Origin of the sequence: Streptomyces sp. NBC_00122, assembly GCF_045160845.1 — a bacterium.
In the GTDB taxonomy this organism is placed as follows: domain Bacteria; phylum Actinomycetota; class Actinomycetes; order Streptomycetales; family Streptomycetaceae; genus Streptomyces.
The window spans coordinates 5,728,528-5,742,613 of sequence record NZ_CP108191.1 but is presented as its reverse complement, the minus strand read 5'-3'; the positions used below and the strand labels follow the sequence as shown (position 1 = coordinate 5,742,613).

Sequence of the window (14,086 nt, the reverse complement as noted above, 5' to 3'; positions counted from 1 at the left end):
TCACTGCTTTCGTTTCGGAAGGTCCGGGGGGCGGGGATACAGGACGGTTCAGAGTCGCTCGACGACGGTGGCGACGCCCATGCCGCCGCCGACGCAGAGGGTGACGAGCCCGTAGCGCTTGTCCTGGCGCTCCAGCTCGTCGACGATCGTGCCGAGGATCATCGCGCCGGTGGCGCCGAGCGGGTGGCCGAGCGCGATGGCGCCGCCGTTGACGTTGACCTTGTCGAGGGAGACGCCCATGTCCTTGACGAAGCGCAGGACGACGCCCGCGAAGGCCTCGTTGATCTCGATCAGGTCGATGTCGTCGATGGTCAGGCCGGCCTTGGCCAGCGCCTTGCGGGTGGCGGGGGCGGGGCCGGTGAGCATGATGGTGGGCTCGGAGCCGGAGACCGCCGCCGAGACGATCCGCGCCCGCGGGGTCAGCCCGTTGCGCTCACCCGCCTCGCGGGAGCCGATCGCGACGAGGGAGGCGCCGTCGACGATGCCGGAGGAGTTGCCGGCGTGGTGGACGTGGTCGATCTTCTCGACCCAGTGGTACTTCTGCAGCGCGACGGCGTCGAAGCCGCCGAGCTCGCCGATGTCCGCGAAGGACGGCTTGAGCTTGGCGAGGGTGTCGGCGGTGGTGCCGGGACGGACGAACTCGTCGTGGTCCAGGACGATCAGGCCGTTGCGGTCGGTGACCGGGACGACGGACTTGGCGAAGCGGCCGTCCTTGATGGCGGCGGCGGCGCGCTCCTGGGAGAGGGCGGCGTACTCGTCGACGTCGCGCCGGGAGAAGCCCTCGATGGTGGCGATCAGGTCGGCGCCGATGCCCTGCGGGACGAAGTTGACGTCCCAGTTGGTCATCGGGTCGTTGAACCATGCGCCGCCGTCGGAGGCCATCGGGACGCGGGACATGGACTCCACACCGCCGGCGAGGACCAGGTCCTCCCAGCCGGAGCGGACCTTGGCGGCGGCCATGTTGACGGCTTCCAGGCCGGAGGCGCAGAAGCGGTTCTCCTGCACACCGGCGACGGTGTCCGGGAGGCCGGCCGCGATGGCCGCGATCCGGGCGATGTCGGAGCCCTGGTCGCCGACCGGGCCGACGACGCCGAGCACGATGTCGTCGATGGTGGCCGGGTCCAGCCCCGGGTTGCGCTCACGCAGGGCGTGGATGAGGCCGACCACCAGGTCGATCGGCTTGGTGCCGTGCAGGGCGCCGTTGGCCTTGCCTCGGCCGCGCGGGGTGCGGATCGCGTCGTATACGTAAGCTTCGGTGCTCACTGGTCAAGCCTTTCGGGGAGGTCTGAGCGTTAGCCGAGGAGGGAGCGGCCGATGATCTCTTTCATGATCTCGGTCGTGCCGCCGTAGATGGTCTGGATGCGGCCGTCGGTGAAGGCCCGCGCGACCCGGTATTCGGTCATGTATCCGTATCCGCCGTGGAGTTGCAGGCAGCGGTCGGCGACGCGCTTCTGCAGCTCGGTGGCCCACCACTTGGCCATCGAGGCGTGTACGTGGTCCAGCTCGCCGTTCGCGTGGTCGGTGATGCAGCGGTCGAGGAACGTACGGGTGACCGCGCACTCGGTGGCCATCTCCGCTATCTCGAACCGGATGTGCTGGAGCTTGGACAGCGGCCGGCCGAAGGCCTCGCGCTCCTTGACGTACTGGGTGGTGATCTCCAGCAGGTACTCGGCGGCCGCGATGCCGGCCATCGCGATGCCCATCCGCTCCTGCGCGAGATTGGTCATCAGGTGGACGAAGGCGCCGTTCAGCTCGCCGAGCAGGTTCTCCTTGGGAACGCGGACGTCGTGGAAGAACAGCTCGGCGGTGTCCTGCGCCTTCTGGCCGATCTTGTCGAGGTTGCGGCCGCGCTCGAAACCGTCCGCGCCGCGCTCGACGACCAGCAGCGACAGGCCGTGCGCACCGCCCTCGGGGGTGGTCTTGGCGACCACGATGACCAGGTCGGCGAGGATGCCGTTGGAGATGAAGGTCTTGGAGCCGTTGAGCACCCAGTGGTCGCCGCGGTCCTCGGCGCTGGTGCGGATCCCCTGGAGGTCGGAGCCCGCGCCCGGCTCGGTCATCGCGATGGCGGTGATGGTCTCCCCGGAACAGAATCCCGGCAGCCAGCGGCGCTTCTGCTCCTCGGTGGCCAGCGAGGTCAGGTAGGGCCCGATGATGTCGTTGTGCAGGCCGATCGCGAGCCCGGGGGCGCCGGCCCTGGTGAACTCCTCGGCGATCACGGCCGCGTAGCGGAAGTCGGTGTTCCCGCCGCCCCCGTACTCCTCCGGGACGGCCAGGCCCAGCAGCCCCTGCCGGCCGGCGGCCCGCCAGGCCTCGCGGCTGACGATGCCGTCCTTCTCCCACTGTTCGTAGTACGGCAGCACCTCCTTGGTGAGGAAGGTGCGGACGGTCTCGCGGAACGCCTCGTGGTCGGCGTCGAAGATCCGGCGTTGCATCAGGGGCTCCTTAAAGCCAGTTCTTGACGGTTTCGATCAGCCGGGCCGGCTCGGGACCGACGGGCGTGACGTTGAGCATCGTGACGCCCGCCTCGCGGAAGGCCTCGACACGCTCGCGTACGTAGCCCTCGGGCCCGCACAGCGTCATCAGCTCGCAGAACTCGTCCGGGACGGCGGCCGCGGCGTCGCGCTTGCGCCCCGAGAGGTACAGCTCCTGGATCTTCTTCGCTTCCCGCTCGTAGCCGTAGGCCACGGCGAGGTCGTTGTAGAAGTTCTTGCCGACGGCGCCCATGCCGCCGACGTACAGGGCGATCTGCGGGCGCGCCAGGTCCCGTACGGCGGCCGCGTCCTCGCCGATCGCGAGCAGGCCTCCCGCCACGGTCCGCAGCGGGCCGAGTTCCGGCGCCCGCTCGGCCGCACCCTCCGCGAGGGGCGCGCCCCAGACCGCTCGGGCCTTCTCCGGGATGAAGAGGGTCGGCAGCCAGCCGTCGGCGATCTCGGCGGTCAGGCGGACGTTGGCCGGGCCGAGCGAGGCGATGTAGACGGGGACGGCGTCACGCACCGGCCGGGTGAGGATCTTGAGCGGTTTGCCGTGCCGGCCGCCCTTCTCGGGAGGCAGCGGCATGTCGGTGATGCCGTGGTGGTCGATCGTCTCGCGGCGCCAGATGCGGCGGCACAGCTCGACCGTCTCGCGGGTCCGGCCGAGCGGCTTGTCGTACGGCTTGCCGTGCCAGCCCTCCACGACCTGCGGACCGGAGGCCCCGAGGCCGAGCAGCGCCCGGCCGCCGGAGACCGCGTCGAGGCCCGCGGCCGTCTGGGCGATGAGGCCGGGGGTGCGCGAGTAGACGTTGAGGATCGCCGAGCCGATCTTCATCCGCTCGGTGCGGGCGGCGAGGTAGCCCATGATCGTCGGGAGTCGAAGCCCCACGCCTCGGCGACCCACACGGCATCGAGGCCGGCCGACTCCAGCGCCGCCGCCTCGTCGGCGGCCCGGCGCGGATCGCCCGCGTAGTCGAGCATCATCGACAGTTCCATCAGGCACCCTTCCCGGTCAGGCCCGGTACGTCCCAGTCGCGGGCCACGGATTCGGTGTCCGCCCCGGGCTGGGCGGGGCCGCCGGTGACGGCGGCCGGGGTCGCCGAGAAGCGCGGCGCGGGGGCGGGCTGGGTGATCCCGCCGAAGTCGGTGAAGGTGGAGCGGGCCGCGAGGTGCGGGTGGTGCGGGGCCTCGCGCAGCGAGAGCACGGGCGCCACGCAGGCGTCGGTACCCGCGAAGACCTCCGTCCACTCCTCGCGCGTACGGGACTTGAACCGTGCGGCCACGGCCTCGCGCAGTTCGCCCCAGCGGGCGAGGTCCTTACGGGCCGGGGCCTGCTCCTTGATGCCGAGGAGCTCGGTGAAGGTGTCGTAGAACTGCTGCTCCAGGGCGCCGACCGCCATGTACTGGCCGTCGGAGGTCTCGTAGGTGCCGTAGAAGGGGCAGCCGCCGTCGAGGAGGTTGGCCCCGCGCCGGTCCTGCCAGCCGCCTGCCGCCATCATCCCGTGGATCATGGCGGTGAGGTGGGCGGTCCCGTCGACGATGGCCGCGTCGACGACCTGGCCCGCGCCGCCGGGGGTACGGGCGTGCTGGAGCGCGGCGAGGACGCCGATCACGAGGTAGAGCGAGCCGCCCGCGTAGTCGCCGACCAGGTTGGCGGGTACCGCCGGGGGCTCGCCCGGGTTGCCGATCATGCCCAGCGCCCCGGTGACGGCGATGTACGCGATGTCGTGCCCGGCGGTGTGGGCGAGGGGGCCCTCCTGGCCCCAGCCGGTCATCCGGCCGTAGACCAGCTTCGGGTTGCGGGCGTGGCAGTCGGCCGGGCCGACGCCGAGCCGCTCGGCGACGCCGGGGCGGAAGCCCTCGATGAGGACGTCGGCCCGCTCGACGAGGTCCAGGACCCGGGCCGGGCCGTCGGCCGACTTGAGGTCGAGCAGGACGGAACGCTTGTTGCGGTTCGTGATGTCGTAGGCCGGATCGACCGCGAGCCCGCCCCCGCCGGGCCGGTCCACCCGTACGACGTCCGCCCCCAGGTCGGCCAGGAGCATGGCGGCGAACGGGCCGGGACCGATGCCCGCCAGCTCGACGACGCGCAGCCCCGCGAGCGGGCCGTTACCTGTCACTGCCATCGAGCCCCCAGCATCCTTAGCCGCACGGTGTGACACAACTGATGTAACACCAGCGATGCTAGGAACGTGTTCCACTCAGCACAAGAGCAAGCGCTTAGCCATTTGCCTGGATCCGGGCGTCCAGCTCCTTGACGTGCCGCTTGAGGGCCACGGTGCGATAGCTCTCCTCCACCCATTCGCACAGCACCTGCACGGAGGGCGCCCCCTTCTCCCCCAGCGGAACGGAGACCCAGCCGGACCGGCCCAGGCCGTATCCGGTGGGCTCCGCGCCGGGCGCGGCCATCGCGTGCCCGTGCAGCGCCTCGTCGGTGAGCTTGACGGCCAGGCCGGGCGGCTGCGGTCCGTCGGCGTTCCCCAGGAAGACGAAGATCTTCTTGTTGACCTTCACCACGCAGTCCTCCGGACCCCACGGGTGGTCCTCCGCGGCCTCCGGCAGCCCGCGGGCGAACTCCCGTACCGCCTCCCACGTGCGCACTGCGGACTTCATCGGCGCCTCCAGTCGATCGCCTCCCACGCTAGCGGAGCCCGGTGAGGCATTCGGGGCAAAACCACACCAGGCGGGCGGGGAGCCGCACGCGTCGGGGAACTGCCGTTTTCAGCCACGAATATCCACTGATCATCTGCCCGGGGTCTGTGTACTCTGAGCGAGCTTTCGAACCTGTTCAAGCGTTAACAGAAAATGGGGGGGCCGGTGCGCAATCGCCGACTCATGCTTTCCGCTGCCGCCATCGTCGCGGCCGGCGTCGGTCTCGTCCCGGGCGTCGCCAACGCGACGGGCCCGGGCGGGGCCAAGGGGACGGGCAGCCAGGGGGTCGCCGTTCCCGACCTCGACCTGAACGCGGCCAAGGCCAAGGCGTTCAGCGCCGAGACCTTCTCCAGCCCGGCGTCCAAGACGGTCCACCCGGCCGCCAAGGGCGGCAAGCAGGCCGCTCCGCAGACCGAGGGCACGGCCACCGTCGACCCGACGGTCGACCTCAAGGCCGGGGCCACCAGCGCACACGCGATCAAGCTGGACATGACGTTCACCACCGACCCGAACGCCTCGATCAGTTCGGTCATCGAGTGGGGCGACGGCCAGACGTCGTCGACGCCGGCCTACCCGACCGCCCAGTCGCTGGACCACACCTACGCCCATGCCGGTGTCTACACCGTCAAGGTCAGCCTCATCGAAGGCACCACCCTCCGGGGCACCAACGAGATCGTCGTCCGCACCGCGGGCAACGAGTTCACCCCGCACGCCCCGACCCGTCTGCTCGACACCCGCACCGGCGGGGCCTCGACCAAGGTGCCCGCCTACGGCACCGCCCGCGTCAAGGTCGCCGGCGCCGCGCAGATCCCGGCCGGGGTGACCGCGGTGGCCCTCAACGTCACCGTCACCAACCCCACCAAGGCCGGACACGTCCGCGTGTACGCGGAGGGCGGCGACCTGCCGACCACCTCGAACGTCAACTACGCCCCGGGGCAGACCGTCCCGAACCTGGTGCTCGCGTCGGTCGGCGAGAACGGCTACGTGGACATCTACAACCACGGCGACGGTGCCATCGACCTCATCGCCGACGTCACGGGCTACTTCTCCAAGACCGCGGCCAGCGGCTACACCTCGGTCGACCCGAGCCGCGTCGTCGACACCCGCGAGGGCCTCGGCACGGGCCAGGGCCAGGTCGCGGGCTACGGCAGCTTCAGCACCCAGATCACCGGGCGCGCCGGCGTCCCGTCGACCGCGAAGGCCGTCGCGCTCAACGTGACCGTCACCGAGCCGAAGTCGGACGGGCACCTGAACGTCTACCCCTCCGGCAGCCAGGCCCCGACCGCGTCGAACCTGAACTTCACGGCGGGCCAGACCATCGCCAACTCGGTGATCGTCCCGATCGGTCCGGACGGCAAGATCAGCATCCGCAACGGTGCCTGGGCCGGGACCCACGTGGTGGTCGATGTCGTCGGCTACTACAGCCCCGACAGCCAGAGCGCGCTCATCCGCTCCTTCCCCAACCGCTGGTTCGACACCCGCGAGTGGAGCGGTCCGCTGGAGGGCCGCGGCTACATCTACGGCCGCGTCGGTGGCGGCGACCCGAACGTCACCGCTCTCGTCCTCAACGCCACCGTCACCAACACGGCGGGCACCGGCTTCCTCACCGTCTCCCCGGACCCGAACTCCTGGAGCGCCTACGAGGGCGGCTGGGAGACCTGGCCGACCCCGCCGAACTCCTCCAACCTCAACTGGACCCCGGGCAAGACCGTCCCCAACCTGGTCCAGGGGAGCTCCGGCACCAACAACGTCATCGACTTCTGGAACATGGGCTACCAGTCCACCGACCTGGTCGTCGACACCTTCGGCTTCTACGCCAAGAACTGACCCGACCGCGGGTGTCCGACACGGCGCCCCGGGACCGGCCCCTTTCGGGCCTGCTCCCGGGGCGCCGTCCGCTGCCGCATGCGCGTCACGCTAGCCTCGGCCACCGACATCAGCTGGGAGGAGCGGTTTCATGAACGCACGGGTTCGGCAGGACCGTCCGCAGGCCGCGGAGAATCCGGAACGGGCCTACGACGTCGTGCTCTTCGGCGCGACCGGGTTCGTGGGGGCGCTGACCGCCGAGTACCTCGCTGCGCACGCCCCCGCCGACTGCCGGTGGGCCCTCGCGGGCCGGGACCTCGCGAAGCTGGAGCGGCTGCGCGACCGGCTCGCCGTGATCGATCCGGCCTGTGCGGGGCTCCCGCTGCTGCGGGCGGACGCGGCCGACACCGGAGCGGTACGCGAACTGGCCGCGTCCACACGGGTACTGGCCACCACCGTGGGCCCGTACGTCTGGTACGGCGCGGAACTGGTCGCCGCCTGCGCGGAGGCGGGCACGGACTACCTGGACCTCACCGGGGAACCCGAGTTCGTGGACCGGATGTACGTCGAACACGACGCGCGGGCCCGGGAGACCGGGGCGCGGCTCGTGCACGCCTGCGGCTTCGACTCGATCCCGGCCGACCTCGGGGCGTACTTCACGGTCGGCCGGCTGCCCGAGGGCGTCCCCCTGACGGTCGACGGGTTCATGCGGTCCAACGCGCTGTTCTCGGGCGGGACCCTGGCCTCCGCGCTGACCGCCCTCAGCCGCGGGCCGCAGACCTTGGCGGCCGCGCACGCCCGCCGGCTGCACGAGCCCCGGCTGCTGGGGCGGCGGGCACGGGGACCGGTGGGGCCGCCGCGGTTCAGCCGGGAGACCGGTACTTGGGCGCTGCCGCTGCCCACGCTGGACCCGGCGATCGTGGCCCGGTCGGCCGCCGCCCTGGAGCGGTACGGCCCGGACTTCCGCTACCGGCACTACGCGTCGGTCAAGCACCTCCCGGTCGCGGTGGGCGGGACGGCGGCGCTGGGCGCGACGGTGGCCCTGGCCCAGGTCCCGCCCGTCCGGCGGTGGCTGATGAACCGCTGGGAACCGGGTCAGGGGCCCGACGCGGAGCGGCGGGCGCGCAGCTGGTTCACGGTGCGGTTCGTGGGCGAGGGCGGCGGCCGGCGGGTGCTCACCGAGGTGTCGGGCGGCGACCCGGGGTACGGCGAGACGGCGAAGATGCTGGCGGAGTCGGCGCTCTGCCTGGCCTACGACGCCCTGCCGAAGGCCGCCGGACAGCTGACGACGGCCGTGGCGATGGGCGACGCGCTGATCACCCGCCTGCAGAAGTCCGGGATCACCTTCCGGGTGGCGGACGCCCGCTGACGCATCCCGGGGCCACCCGTCAGCCCGTCGTCCTGTCCCCCTGTCCCCCCGTCGCCCCCGTCACCCCGTCGCCTCGCGCAGGGCGCGGCGGCACAGGGAGTCGGCGTGCCGGGTGGTCTCGGGGATCCGGAAGCGCGGGCTGAGGGCGAGGGCGTGGGCGCAGGCGTTGTCCAGCGAGACGCGGTGCCCGACGGACACGTAGACCGGCTTGATCCCGTCCTGGGTCCGCAGCGCCCGGCCGACCTCGGCGCCGTCGGCGGCGACCAGCGGGGCGAAGTCGCCGCGCCGGGCGCCCGGTTCCTCGTAGGTGAAGGTGAACGGGTTCTTGGCGACCCCGATGGCCGGGAGCCCGGTGACCACGCCGAGGTGGCAGGCGAGGCCGAAGCCGCGGGGGTGGGCGAGCCCGTAGCCGTCGCAGACGACGAGGCCGGGCGCGGCGGTCAGGGAGTCCAGGGCGGCCAGGACCGTCGGCAGCTCGCGGAAGGCGAGCAGCCCGGGCACGTAGGGGAAGCTGACGTGCCCGACGGCGGTGGCCTCCTCGACGACCTCCAGGGTGGCGGCGTCGAGCACCACGGCCGCGGCGGCGACGAGGTCGCGTTCGTCGTCGTAGGCGACGTCCACTCCCGCGACCAGCCCGCGCCCGGGCGGCGGGCCGGGCTCGGTGAGCACGACCTGATGGCGTAGTTCGTCCTGTATCGCCCGGGCCTCGGCCTCGTCGGCGGGGGTCTTCGCACTCGTCATGATGGAGCGAGAGTAGCCTGGCGATCATGTTCGTCATGGAGCTCAGCTACATCGCGCCCATCGAAGCCGTCGAAGACGAGATGGACGCCCACATCGCCTGGCTGGACGGCCACTACGCCGCGGGCGTCTTCCTCGCGTCGGGCCGCAAGGTGCCGCGCGACGGCGGTGTGATCCTGGCCGGCGGGGTCTCCCGGGCGGAGATCGAGAAGATCGCTTCCGAGGACCCCTTCACGGTGGCGGGCGTCTGCTCCTACCGCATCACGGAGTTCATCGCGACGAAGACGTCGGCGGACCTCGCGACGGTGCGCGAGAACCCGGTGGCGTGAGGCCCCGGCCCCGGAGCCGTCGCCCACCGTCCGACAAAGGAGACAGAGATGACCGCCCCCGTCAGCCCCCGGCTCGCGGCCCCCGGCGACATACCCGAGCTGATCCGGCTGCGCGCCGTCGCGCTCGCCTCCCTGGGGGTGGACCCGGGGCCGGCCGACGCCGCCTGGCGGCAGACCGCGTACGACTGGTTCGCCGAGCGGGTCGGCGAACGCCCCGGCATGCGCTGCCTGGTAGTCGGCGGCGCACCCGGTGAGCCGCTGCTGGCCACCGGGATGGCCTGGGTGACGCACCACCTGCCGAGCCCCCGGTGGACCGACGGCCGGCGCGGTTACCTCGACGGCATCGTCACCGACGGGCCCGCCCGGGGGCGCGGCCACGGGCGGGCGATCGTCGACGGACTGGTCGGCTGGCTGGAGGGCATCGGCATCGGCTACGTCCAGCTGCACGCCAGCGAGGACGGCGAACCGGTCTACCGGGCGGCGGGCTTCGCCCCCGGCCGCTACCCGGGCATGGACCGGTTCACCGCGACCGGCTGATCAGCGGCGCTCCAGCCGGGCCACCCGCCCCTTCTCCCCCGACGCCCAGCAGCCGGTGTCCGCGGCGCAGTCGACCGTGTCGAACGACCCGGCGTCCAGCGGCCGCCAGTTGCGGCCGCCGTCCGCCGTCACGTCCGTGCCCGTCGGACCCACCGCCAGCGCGGTGCCGCCGCTGTACGGGTACCAGGCCGCGCCGGAGCGGTAGGCCGGCGGCGGGGCCGCCGCCTGGCGCCAGCTGCGGCCCCCGTCGGAGGAGACGGCCGCGGCCTGCGGGGAGGCCTGCCCGGCGCGGTAGTCGCCGCCGACCGCGAGGCCCCTCGTACGGTCCCGGAAGGCGAGGGCGAAGACGCCCCGCGCCGGGTCGCCCGCGGGGACGGTGGACTCGGTGGCCCGCCAGGTCAGGCCGCGGTCCGCGGAGTGCAGCACCCGCGCGGTCGCCCCGCCGCCCGTGGCCAGCCAGACGTCGCGCGGGCCCGCGCTGACCAGGCACTGGCCGCTCGCCGCGAAGCCCGCCTCGCCCGGCAGCGCCGCCGGCATGCCCTCGCCCGGCAGCACCCGCCAGCTCCGCCCGCCGTCGTCGGTCGACAGGATGCGGAAGCGCCCGTCCACCGGGTCGCTCATCGCCAGCCCGTGCTGGGAGTCGAAGAAGGTGAGGCAGTCGTAGAACGCGCGCGGGTCGGGGTTGCGGAAGGCCTCGGTCCAGGTGGCGCCGCCGTCCTCGGTGCGCAGCACCCTGGAGGCCTCGCCCTCACCGATCGACAGGGCGACCGCGCGGCGCGCGTCGAAGGCCTCGATGTCGCGCAGCTCCAGCCCTTCCGCGGCCGCGCCCGGCGGCGAGACGTCGCCCCAGGTGCGGCCTCCGTCGACCGTGCGCAGGACGGTTCCCTTGGAGCCGGCCACCCAGGCCGTGGTCCGGCTGACGGCCGACAGTCCCCGGAAGCGGACGTCCTTCCCGGTGCCCTTCAACGCCCATCGCGCACCGCGCAGTTCCGCCTCGGCCGGCTCCGCTCCCGCGGATGCCCGAGCGGACGACCCGGCCGACGCCCCGGCGGATGCCTGAGCGGGCGCCGCCAGCAGCCCCACCGCCAAAACCGCCGCGCACATGCCAACTCCCAGAAGTCTCATGGCGCCGGAAGCTAACGCACCCCCGTTTCGTCGTCCAGGGTGCGTCGCGGGCCCCGCCTTCCTAGATTGGGCCCATGCCCTCAAAAGAGCCCAAGGCCTACGACGGCAAGCTCGTCACCGTCACCTACGAGACCGGCCGCTGCCTGCACGCCGCCGAGTGCGTACGAGGACTGCCCGAGGTGTTCGACTCGGGCAGTCGCCCCTGGGTCCAGCCGGACGGCGCCGATCCCGAGCGGGTCGCCGAGGTGATCCGGCGCTGCCCCTCGGGGGCGCTCCAGTACCGGCTCACGGACGGCCCGGCCGAGGAGCCGGACCGGCCGACCACCGTCGCACGCGACCGGGCCGGCCGGCTCGTGCTGCGCGGCGACCTGAGCGTGACGAGTCCGGACGGCACCGTCCGCAAAGAGACCCGGGCCATGCTTTGCGCCTGTGGAGTGAGCGGTAACCAGCCCTTCTGCGACCTCTCCGGAACCTGTCATTCCGACTGATCTTCCCGTCATCACGCCTCCCTGATGGTCACTCTGTGCGATCACACAGGCATGTTCCGGCCAATCGGTGACACAGCTCACGTCACCTCCCATGCACGGATTTGCCGATTCCGGCGTCTATCGGGTTGCCGGGTTTCACCCCACAGCCCGGCAGCAGATCCGCCGCAAGGGAGTGAGCCTTGATCACTGTCATCGAGCAGGCCGTACAGGCCCGTCTGGTCGCCACCGCGCCGAAGGTCGAGACCATTCCCGTCACTCTCTGTTACGATCGATCGGATCCGTTCGCCGTGCGCATGGCCTTCCCCGCCCCGGCCACGCTGGAGGGCGTCGAGGTCTCCTGGACCTTCGCGCGCGAGCTGCTGGAATCCGGACTGAACCGCCCGTCGGGCTCCGGCGACGTGCGCGTGCGCCCGTACGACGCCGAGCGGACCACGATCGAATTCCACGCACCCGAGGGCGTGGCGATCGTGCTCATGGCGACGGCGGAGCTGCACCGGTTCCTGGAGCGCTCTCGGGCCGTGGTTCCGGAGGGCCTGGAGCACCTCTACCTCGACATGGACCACAGCCTGGCCGAGCTGATGCGCGACACCTGCTGAGCCACCGGAGCCACCGGTCCCTTAATTCGTTTGCGGGCGGCTCCGGCCGTCCGTAGCTTCGTGATCGCCCCATTGCCGTCGAAACGGAGCAGGACATTGCTCATCTGAGGTTCGAGACAGCGACACGCCATCCGGGCGTCGACTGTCTCCCCGCGTTGCATTCACCACTCACGCAACCTGGAGGCCTCCATGAGTCACGCCCCTGCCTATGTCACCTGCTCCGCGCTCTCCTTCGACTGGCCCGACGGAACGTCCGTCTTCGACGGGTTCCAGCTCGCCGTCGGCCCCGGCCGTACCGGCCTGATCGGGCTCAACGGCTGCGGGAAGTCCACCCTGCTGAAGCTCATCGCCGGTGAACTGGCCCCTTCCGAGGGCCAGTTGTCCGTCGCGGGCAGTGTCGGGTACCTCCCCCAGAACATCACCCTCGACACCGCGCTGCGCGTGGACGAGGCCCTCGGCATCCGCAACGTCCGGGCCGCCCTGCACGCCATCGAGGCGGGCGAGGCCACGGAGGCGAACTTCGCCGCCGTGGGCGACGACTGGGACGTCGAGGAGCGGGCGCGGGCCACGCTCGACCAGCTCGGTCTCGTCCGCATCGGCCTGGACCGGACCGTCGGCGAACTCTCGGGCGGCGAGTCCGTACTGCTGCGGCTGGCCGCCCTGCTGCTCGCGCGCCCCGACGTCTTGCTGCTGGACGAGCCCACCAACAACCTGGACCTGCGGGCCCGGGGCCGCCTGTACGCGGGGGTCGAGTCCTGGACCGGGGTGATGGTCCTGGTCAGCCACGACCGGGAGCTGCTGGAGCGGGTCGACCAGATCGCCGATCTGCACGACGGCGAAGTCCGCTGGTACGGCGGGAACTTCACGGACTACGAGGAGTTGCTCGCCGCCGAACAGGAGGCGGCCGAGCGGATGGTCCGGGTCGCGGAGGCCGACGTACAGCGACAGAAGCGCGAACTCGCCGATGCCCAGTTCAAATTGGCGCGGCGCAAGCGCTACGGCCAGAAGATGAACGACACCAAGCGCGAGCCGAAGATCGTGATGGGCGCCCGCAAGCGGGCGGCACAGGAATCGGCGGGCAAGCACCGCATCATGCACACCGAGAAGCTGGCCCAGGCCAAGGAGCGGCTGGACCACGCGGTGGAGGCGGTGCGCGACGACGACGCGATCCGGATCCACCTGCCCGCCACCCAGGTCCCGCCGGGCCGGCGCGTACTGACCCTGAGCAACCTGCGCCTGCCCCACGGGGCAGCCGTACGGGGCGAGTGGGAGCTGCGCGGCCCGGAGCGGATCGCACTGGTGGGCCGCAACGGTTCGGGCAAGACCACGCTGTTGCGGACGGTGGCGGGGCTGCTGGCGCCGGAGTCCGGCACGGCGGTCACCCATGTGACCACGCGGTTCCTGCCGCAGCGGCTGGACGTGCTCGACGAGAGCCGTTCGGTGGTGGAGAACGTGGCGCGGTTCGCCCCGCAGGCCACGAACAACCTGATCCGGGCGCGGCTGGCGCACTTCCTGTTCCGGGGCGCCCGGGCGGACCGGCCGGCCGGCACCCTGTCCGGCGGCGAGCGCTTCCGCGCGGCGCTGGCGGCGCTGCTGCTGGCGGAGCCCGCTCCGCAGCTGCTCATGCTGGACGAGCCGACGAACAACCTGGACCTCGCGAGCGTGCGGCAGCTGACGGACGCGCTGGAGTCGTACGAGGGAGCACTCGTGGTGGCCAGCCACGACGTGCCGTTCCTGGAGTCGATCGGCATCACCCGGTGGCTGCTGCTGGACGGCGACCTGCGGCCCACCACGGCCGAGGAGGTCCGGGAGACGCTGTGGCACTGACGGGGCGGGCGGTGCCCGCACCGTGGGCGCCGCCCGGCCGGCCTGTCGAGTAGCTCGGCTGCAGCGCCTCGGGCGGTGTCCGCCGCGCGCGTCACCGACTCGATCGAGGCCCTCCGCGAGCCCGTATCCGCCGTCAAGGCGGGGG

Annotated in this window: 13 protein-coding genes and 1 pseudogene; 7 read left to right on the top strand and 7 right to left on the bottom strand. The window is 72.2% G+C overall.

The genetic code is table 11. The annotated features are described in order from the left end of the window. Positions 1–48: 48 nt before the first annotated feature. The 5 genes and pseudogenes from OG737_RS26525 to OG737_RS26505 form a co-directional block, all read right to left on the bottom strand. On the bottom strand, positions 49–1,263 hold the full coding sequence (locus OG737_RS26525) for an acetyl-CoA C-acetyltransferase (protein ID WP_328928707.1): 1,215 nt from the start codon (positions 1,261–1,263) through the stop codon (positions 49–51). A 29-nt stretch (positions 1,264–1,292) separates the two neighbouring features. Continuing rightward, positions 1,293–2,435, bottom strand: coding sequence for an acyl-CoA dehydrogenase family protein (locus OG737_RS26520; RefSeq protein WP_328928706.1), 1,143 nt, complete (start codon positions 2,433–2,435; stop codon positions 1,293–1,295). A gap of 10 nt (positions 2,436–2,445) precedes the next feature. Then, a pseudogene (locus tag OG737_RS26515) lies at positions 2,446–3,470 on the bottom strand (LLM class F420-dependent oxidoreductase). After that, the gene (locus tag OG737_RS26510) at positions 3,470–4,600 is read right to left on the bottom strand and encodes a CaiB/BaiF CoA-transferase family protein (protein ID WP_328928704.1); all 1,131 of its coding nucleotides are present in this window, start codon (positions 4,598–4,600) and stop codon (positions 3,470–3,472) included. The pseudogene OG737_RS26515 and the gene OG737_RS26510 overlap by 1 nt, the downstream one beginning before the upstream one ends. 94 nt (positions 4,601–4,694) lie before the next feature. Continuing rightward, on the bottom strand, positions 4,695–5,087 hold the full coding sequence (locus OG737_RS26505; RefSeq protein WP_328928703.1) for an MmcQ/YjbR family DNA-binding protein: 393 nt from the start codon (positions 5,085–5,087) through the stop codon (positions 4,695–4,697). A 222-nt stretch (positions 5,088–5,309) separates the two neighbouring features. On the opposite strand from OG737_RS26505, the gene OG737_RS26500 reads away from it, so the two are divergent. Both OG737_RS26500 and OG737_RS26495 read left to right on the top strand, forming a co-directional pair. Further along, complete coding sequence (locus OG737_RS26500; protein WP_328928702.1) at positions 5,310–6,953, top strand: hypothetical protein; 1,644 nt, start codon at positions 5,310–5,312, stop codon at positions 6,951–6,953. A 130-nt stretch (positions 6,954–7,083) separates the two neighbouring features. Further along, the gene (locus OG737_RS26495; RefSeq protein ID WP_405922069.1) at positions 7,084–8,301 is read left to right on the top strand and encodes a saccharopine dehydrogenase family protein; all 1,218 of its coding nucleotides are present in this window, start codon (positions 7,084–7,086) and stop codon (positions 8,299–8,301) included. A 60-nt stretch (positions 8,302–8,361) separates the two neighbouring features. Here OG737_RS26495 and OG737_RS26490 read toward each other — a convergent pair whose 3' ends face one another. After that, positions 8,362–9,042: an endonuclease V gene (locus OG737_RS26490; RefSeq protein WP_405677580.1), complete on the bottom strand. Its 681-nt coding sequence runs from the start codon at positions 9,040–9,042 to the stop codon at positions 8,362–8,364. Between the two features lie 26 nt (positions 9,043–9,068). Here OG737_RS26490 and OG737_RS26485 point away from each other — a divergent pair, with 26 nt between their 5' ends. Beyond that, entirely contained in the window at positions 9,069–9,368 is a 300-nt protein-coding gene (locus OG737_RS26485) for a YciI family protein (protein WP_328928699.1), read from the top strand. Between the two features lie 48 nt (positions 9,369–9,416). Then, positions 9,417–9,905, top strand: a complete 489-nt coding sequence (locus OG737_RS26480; protein WP_405677582.1) for a GNAT family N-acetyltransferase — start codon at positions 9,417–9,419, stop codon at positions 9,903–9,905. Here the strand turns inward: OG737_RS26480 and OG737_RS26475 are convergent, their stop codons facing one another. Next, positions 9,906–11,009, bottom strand: a complete 1,104-nt coding sequence (locus OG737_RS26475) for a WD40/YVTN/BNR-like repeat-containing protein (RefSeq protein ID WP_405677584.1) — start codon at positions 11,007–11,009, stop codon at positions 9,906–9,908. A gap of 95 nt (positions 11,010–11,104) precedes the next feature. Between OG737_RS26475 and OG737_RS26470 the strand changes: the two genes are divergently transcribed. The 3 genes from OG737_RS26470 to OG737_RS26460 all read left to right on the top strand — a co-directional run bounded on the left by OG737_RS26470 (position 11,105) and on the right by OG737_RS26460 (position 13,941). Then, positions 11,105–11,518, top strand: coding sequence for a (4Fe-4S)-binding protein (locus tag OG737_RS26470; RefSeq protein ID WP_328928696.1), 414 nt, complete (start codon positions 11,105–11,107; stop codon positions 11,516–11,518). A gap of 179 nt (positions 11,519–11,697) precedes the next feature. Then, positions 11,698–12,114: an SsgA family sporulation/cell division regulator gene (locus OG737_RS26465; protein WP_328928695.1), complete on the top strand. Its 417-nt coding sequence runs from the start codon at positions 11,698–11,700 to the stop codon at positions 12,112–12,114. 189 nt (positions 12,115–12,303) lie between these two features. Then, complete coding sequence (locus OG737_RS26460; protein ID WP_405922068.1) at positions 12,304–13,941, top strand: ABC-F family ATP-binding cassette domain-containing protein; 1,638 nt, start codon at positions 12,304–12,306, stop codon at positions 13,939–13,941. The last annotated feature ends 145 nt before the right edge of the window (positions 13,942–14,086 follow it).

What these genes read in the sequence shown, in the direction of transcription:
- OG737_RS26495 (WP_405922069.1), top strand. Translation starts at nt 7,084, where the DNA reads ATGAACGCACGGGTTCGGCAGGACCGTCCGCAGGCCGCGGAGAATCCG.
- OG737_RS26470 (WP_328928696.1), top strand. Translation starts at nt 11,105, where the DNA reads ATGCCCTCAAAAGAGCCCAAGGCCTACGACGGCAAGCTCGTCACCGTC.
- OG737_RS26505 (WP_328928703.1), bottom strand. Translation starts at nt 5,087, where the DNA reads ATGAAGTCCGCAGTGCGCACGTGGGAGGCGGTACGGGAGTTCGCCCGC.
- OG737_RS26480 (WP_405677582.1), top strand. Translation starts at nt 9,417, where the DNA reads ATGACCGCCCCCGTCAGCCCCCGGCTCGCGGCCCCCGGCGACATACCC.
- OG737_RS26520 (WP_328928706.1), bottom strand. Translation starts at nt 2,435, where the DNA reads ATGCAACGCCGGATCTTCGACGCCGACCACGAGGCGTTCCGCGAGACC.
- OG737_RS26485 (WP_328928699.1), top strand. Translation starts at nt 9,069, where the DNA reads ATGTTCGTCATGGAGCTCAGCTACATCGCGCCCATCGAAGCCGTCGAA.
- OG737_RS26475 (WP_405677584.1), bottom strand. Translation starts at nt 11,009, where the DNA reads ATGTGCGCGGCGGTTTTGGCGGTGGGGCTGCTGGCGGCGCCCGCTCAG.
- OG737_RS26500 (WP_328928702.1), top strand. Translation starts at nt 5,310, where the DNA reads ATGCTTTCCGCTGCCGCCATCGTCGCGGCCGGCGTCGGTCTCGTCCCG.
- OG737_RS26490 (WP_405677580.1), bottom strand. Translation starts at nt 9,042, where the DNA reads ATGACGAGTGCGAAGACCCCCGCCGACGAGGCCGAGGCCCGGGCGATA.
- OG737_RS26510 (WP_328928704.1), bottom strand. Translation starts at nt 4,600, where the DNA reads ATGGCAGTGACAGGTAACGGCCCGCTCGCGGGGCTGCGCGTCGTCGAG.
- OG737_RS26460 (WP_405922068.1), top strand. Translation starts at nt 12,304, where the DNA reads ATGAGTCACGCCCCTGCCTATGTCACCTGCTCCGCGCTCTCCTTCGAC.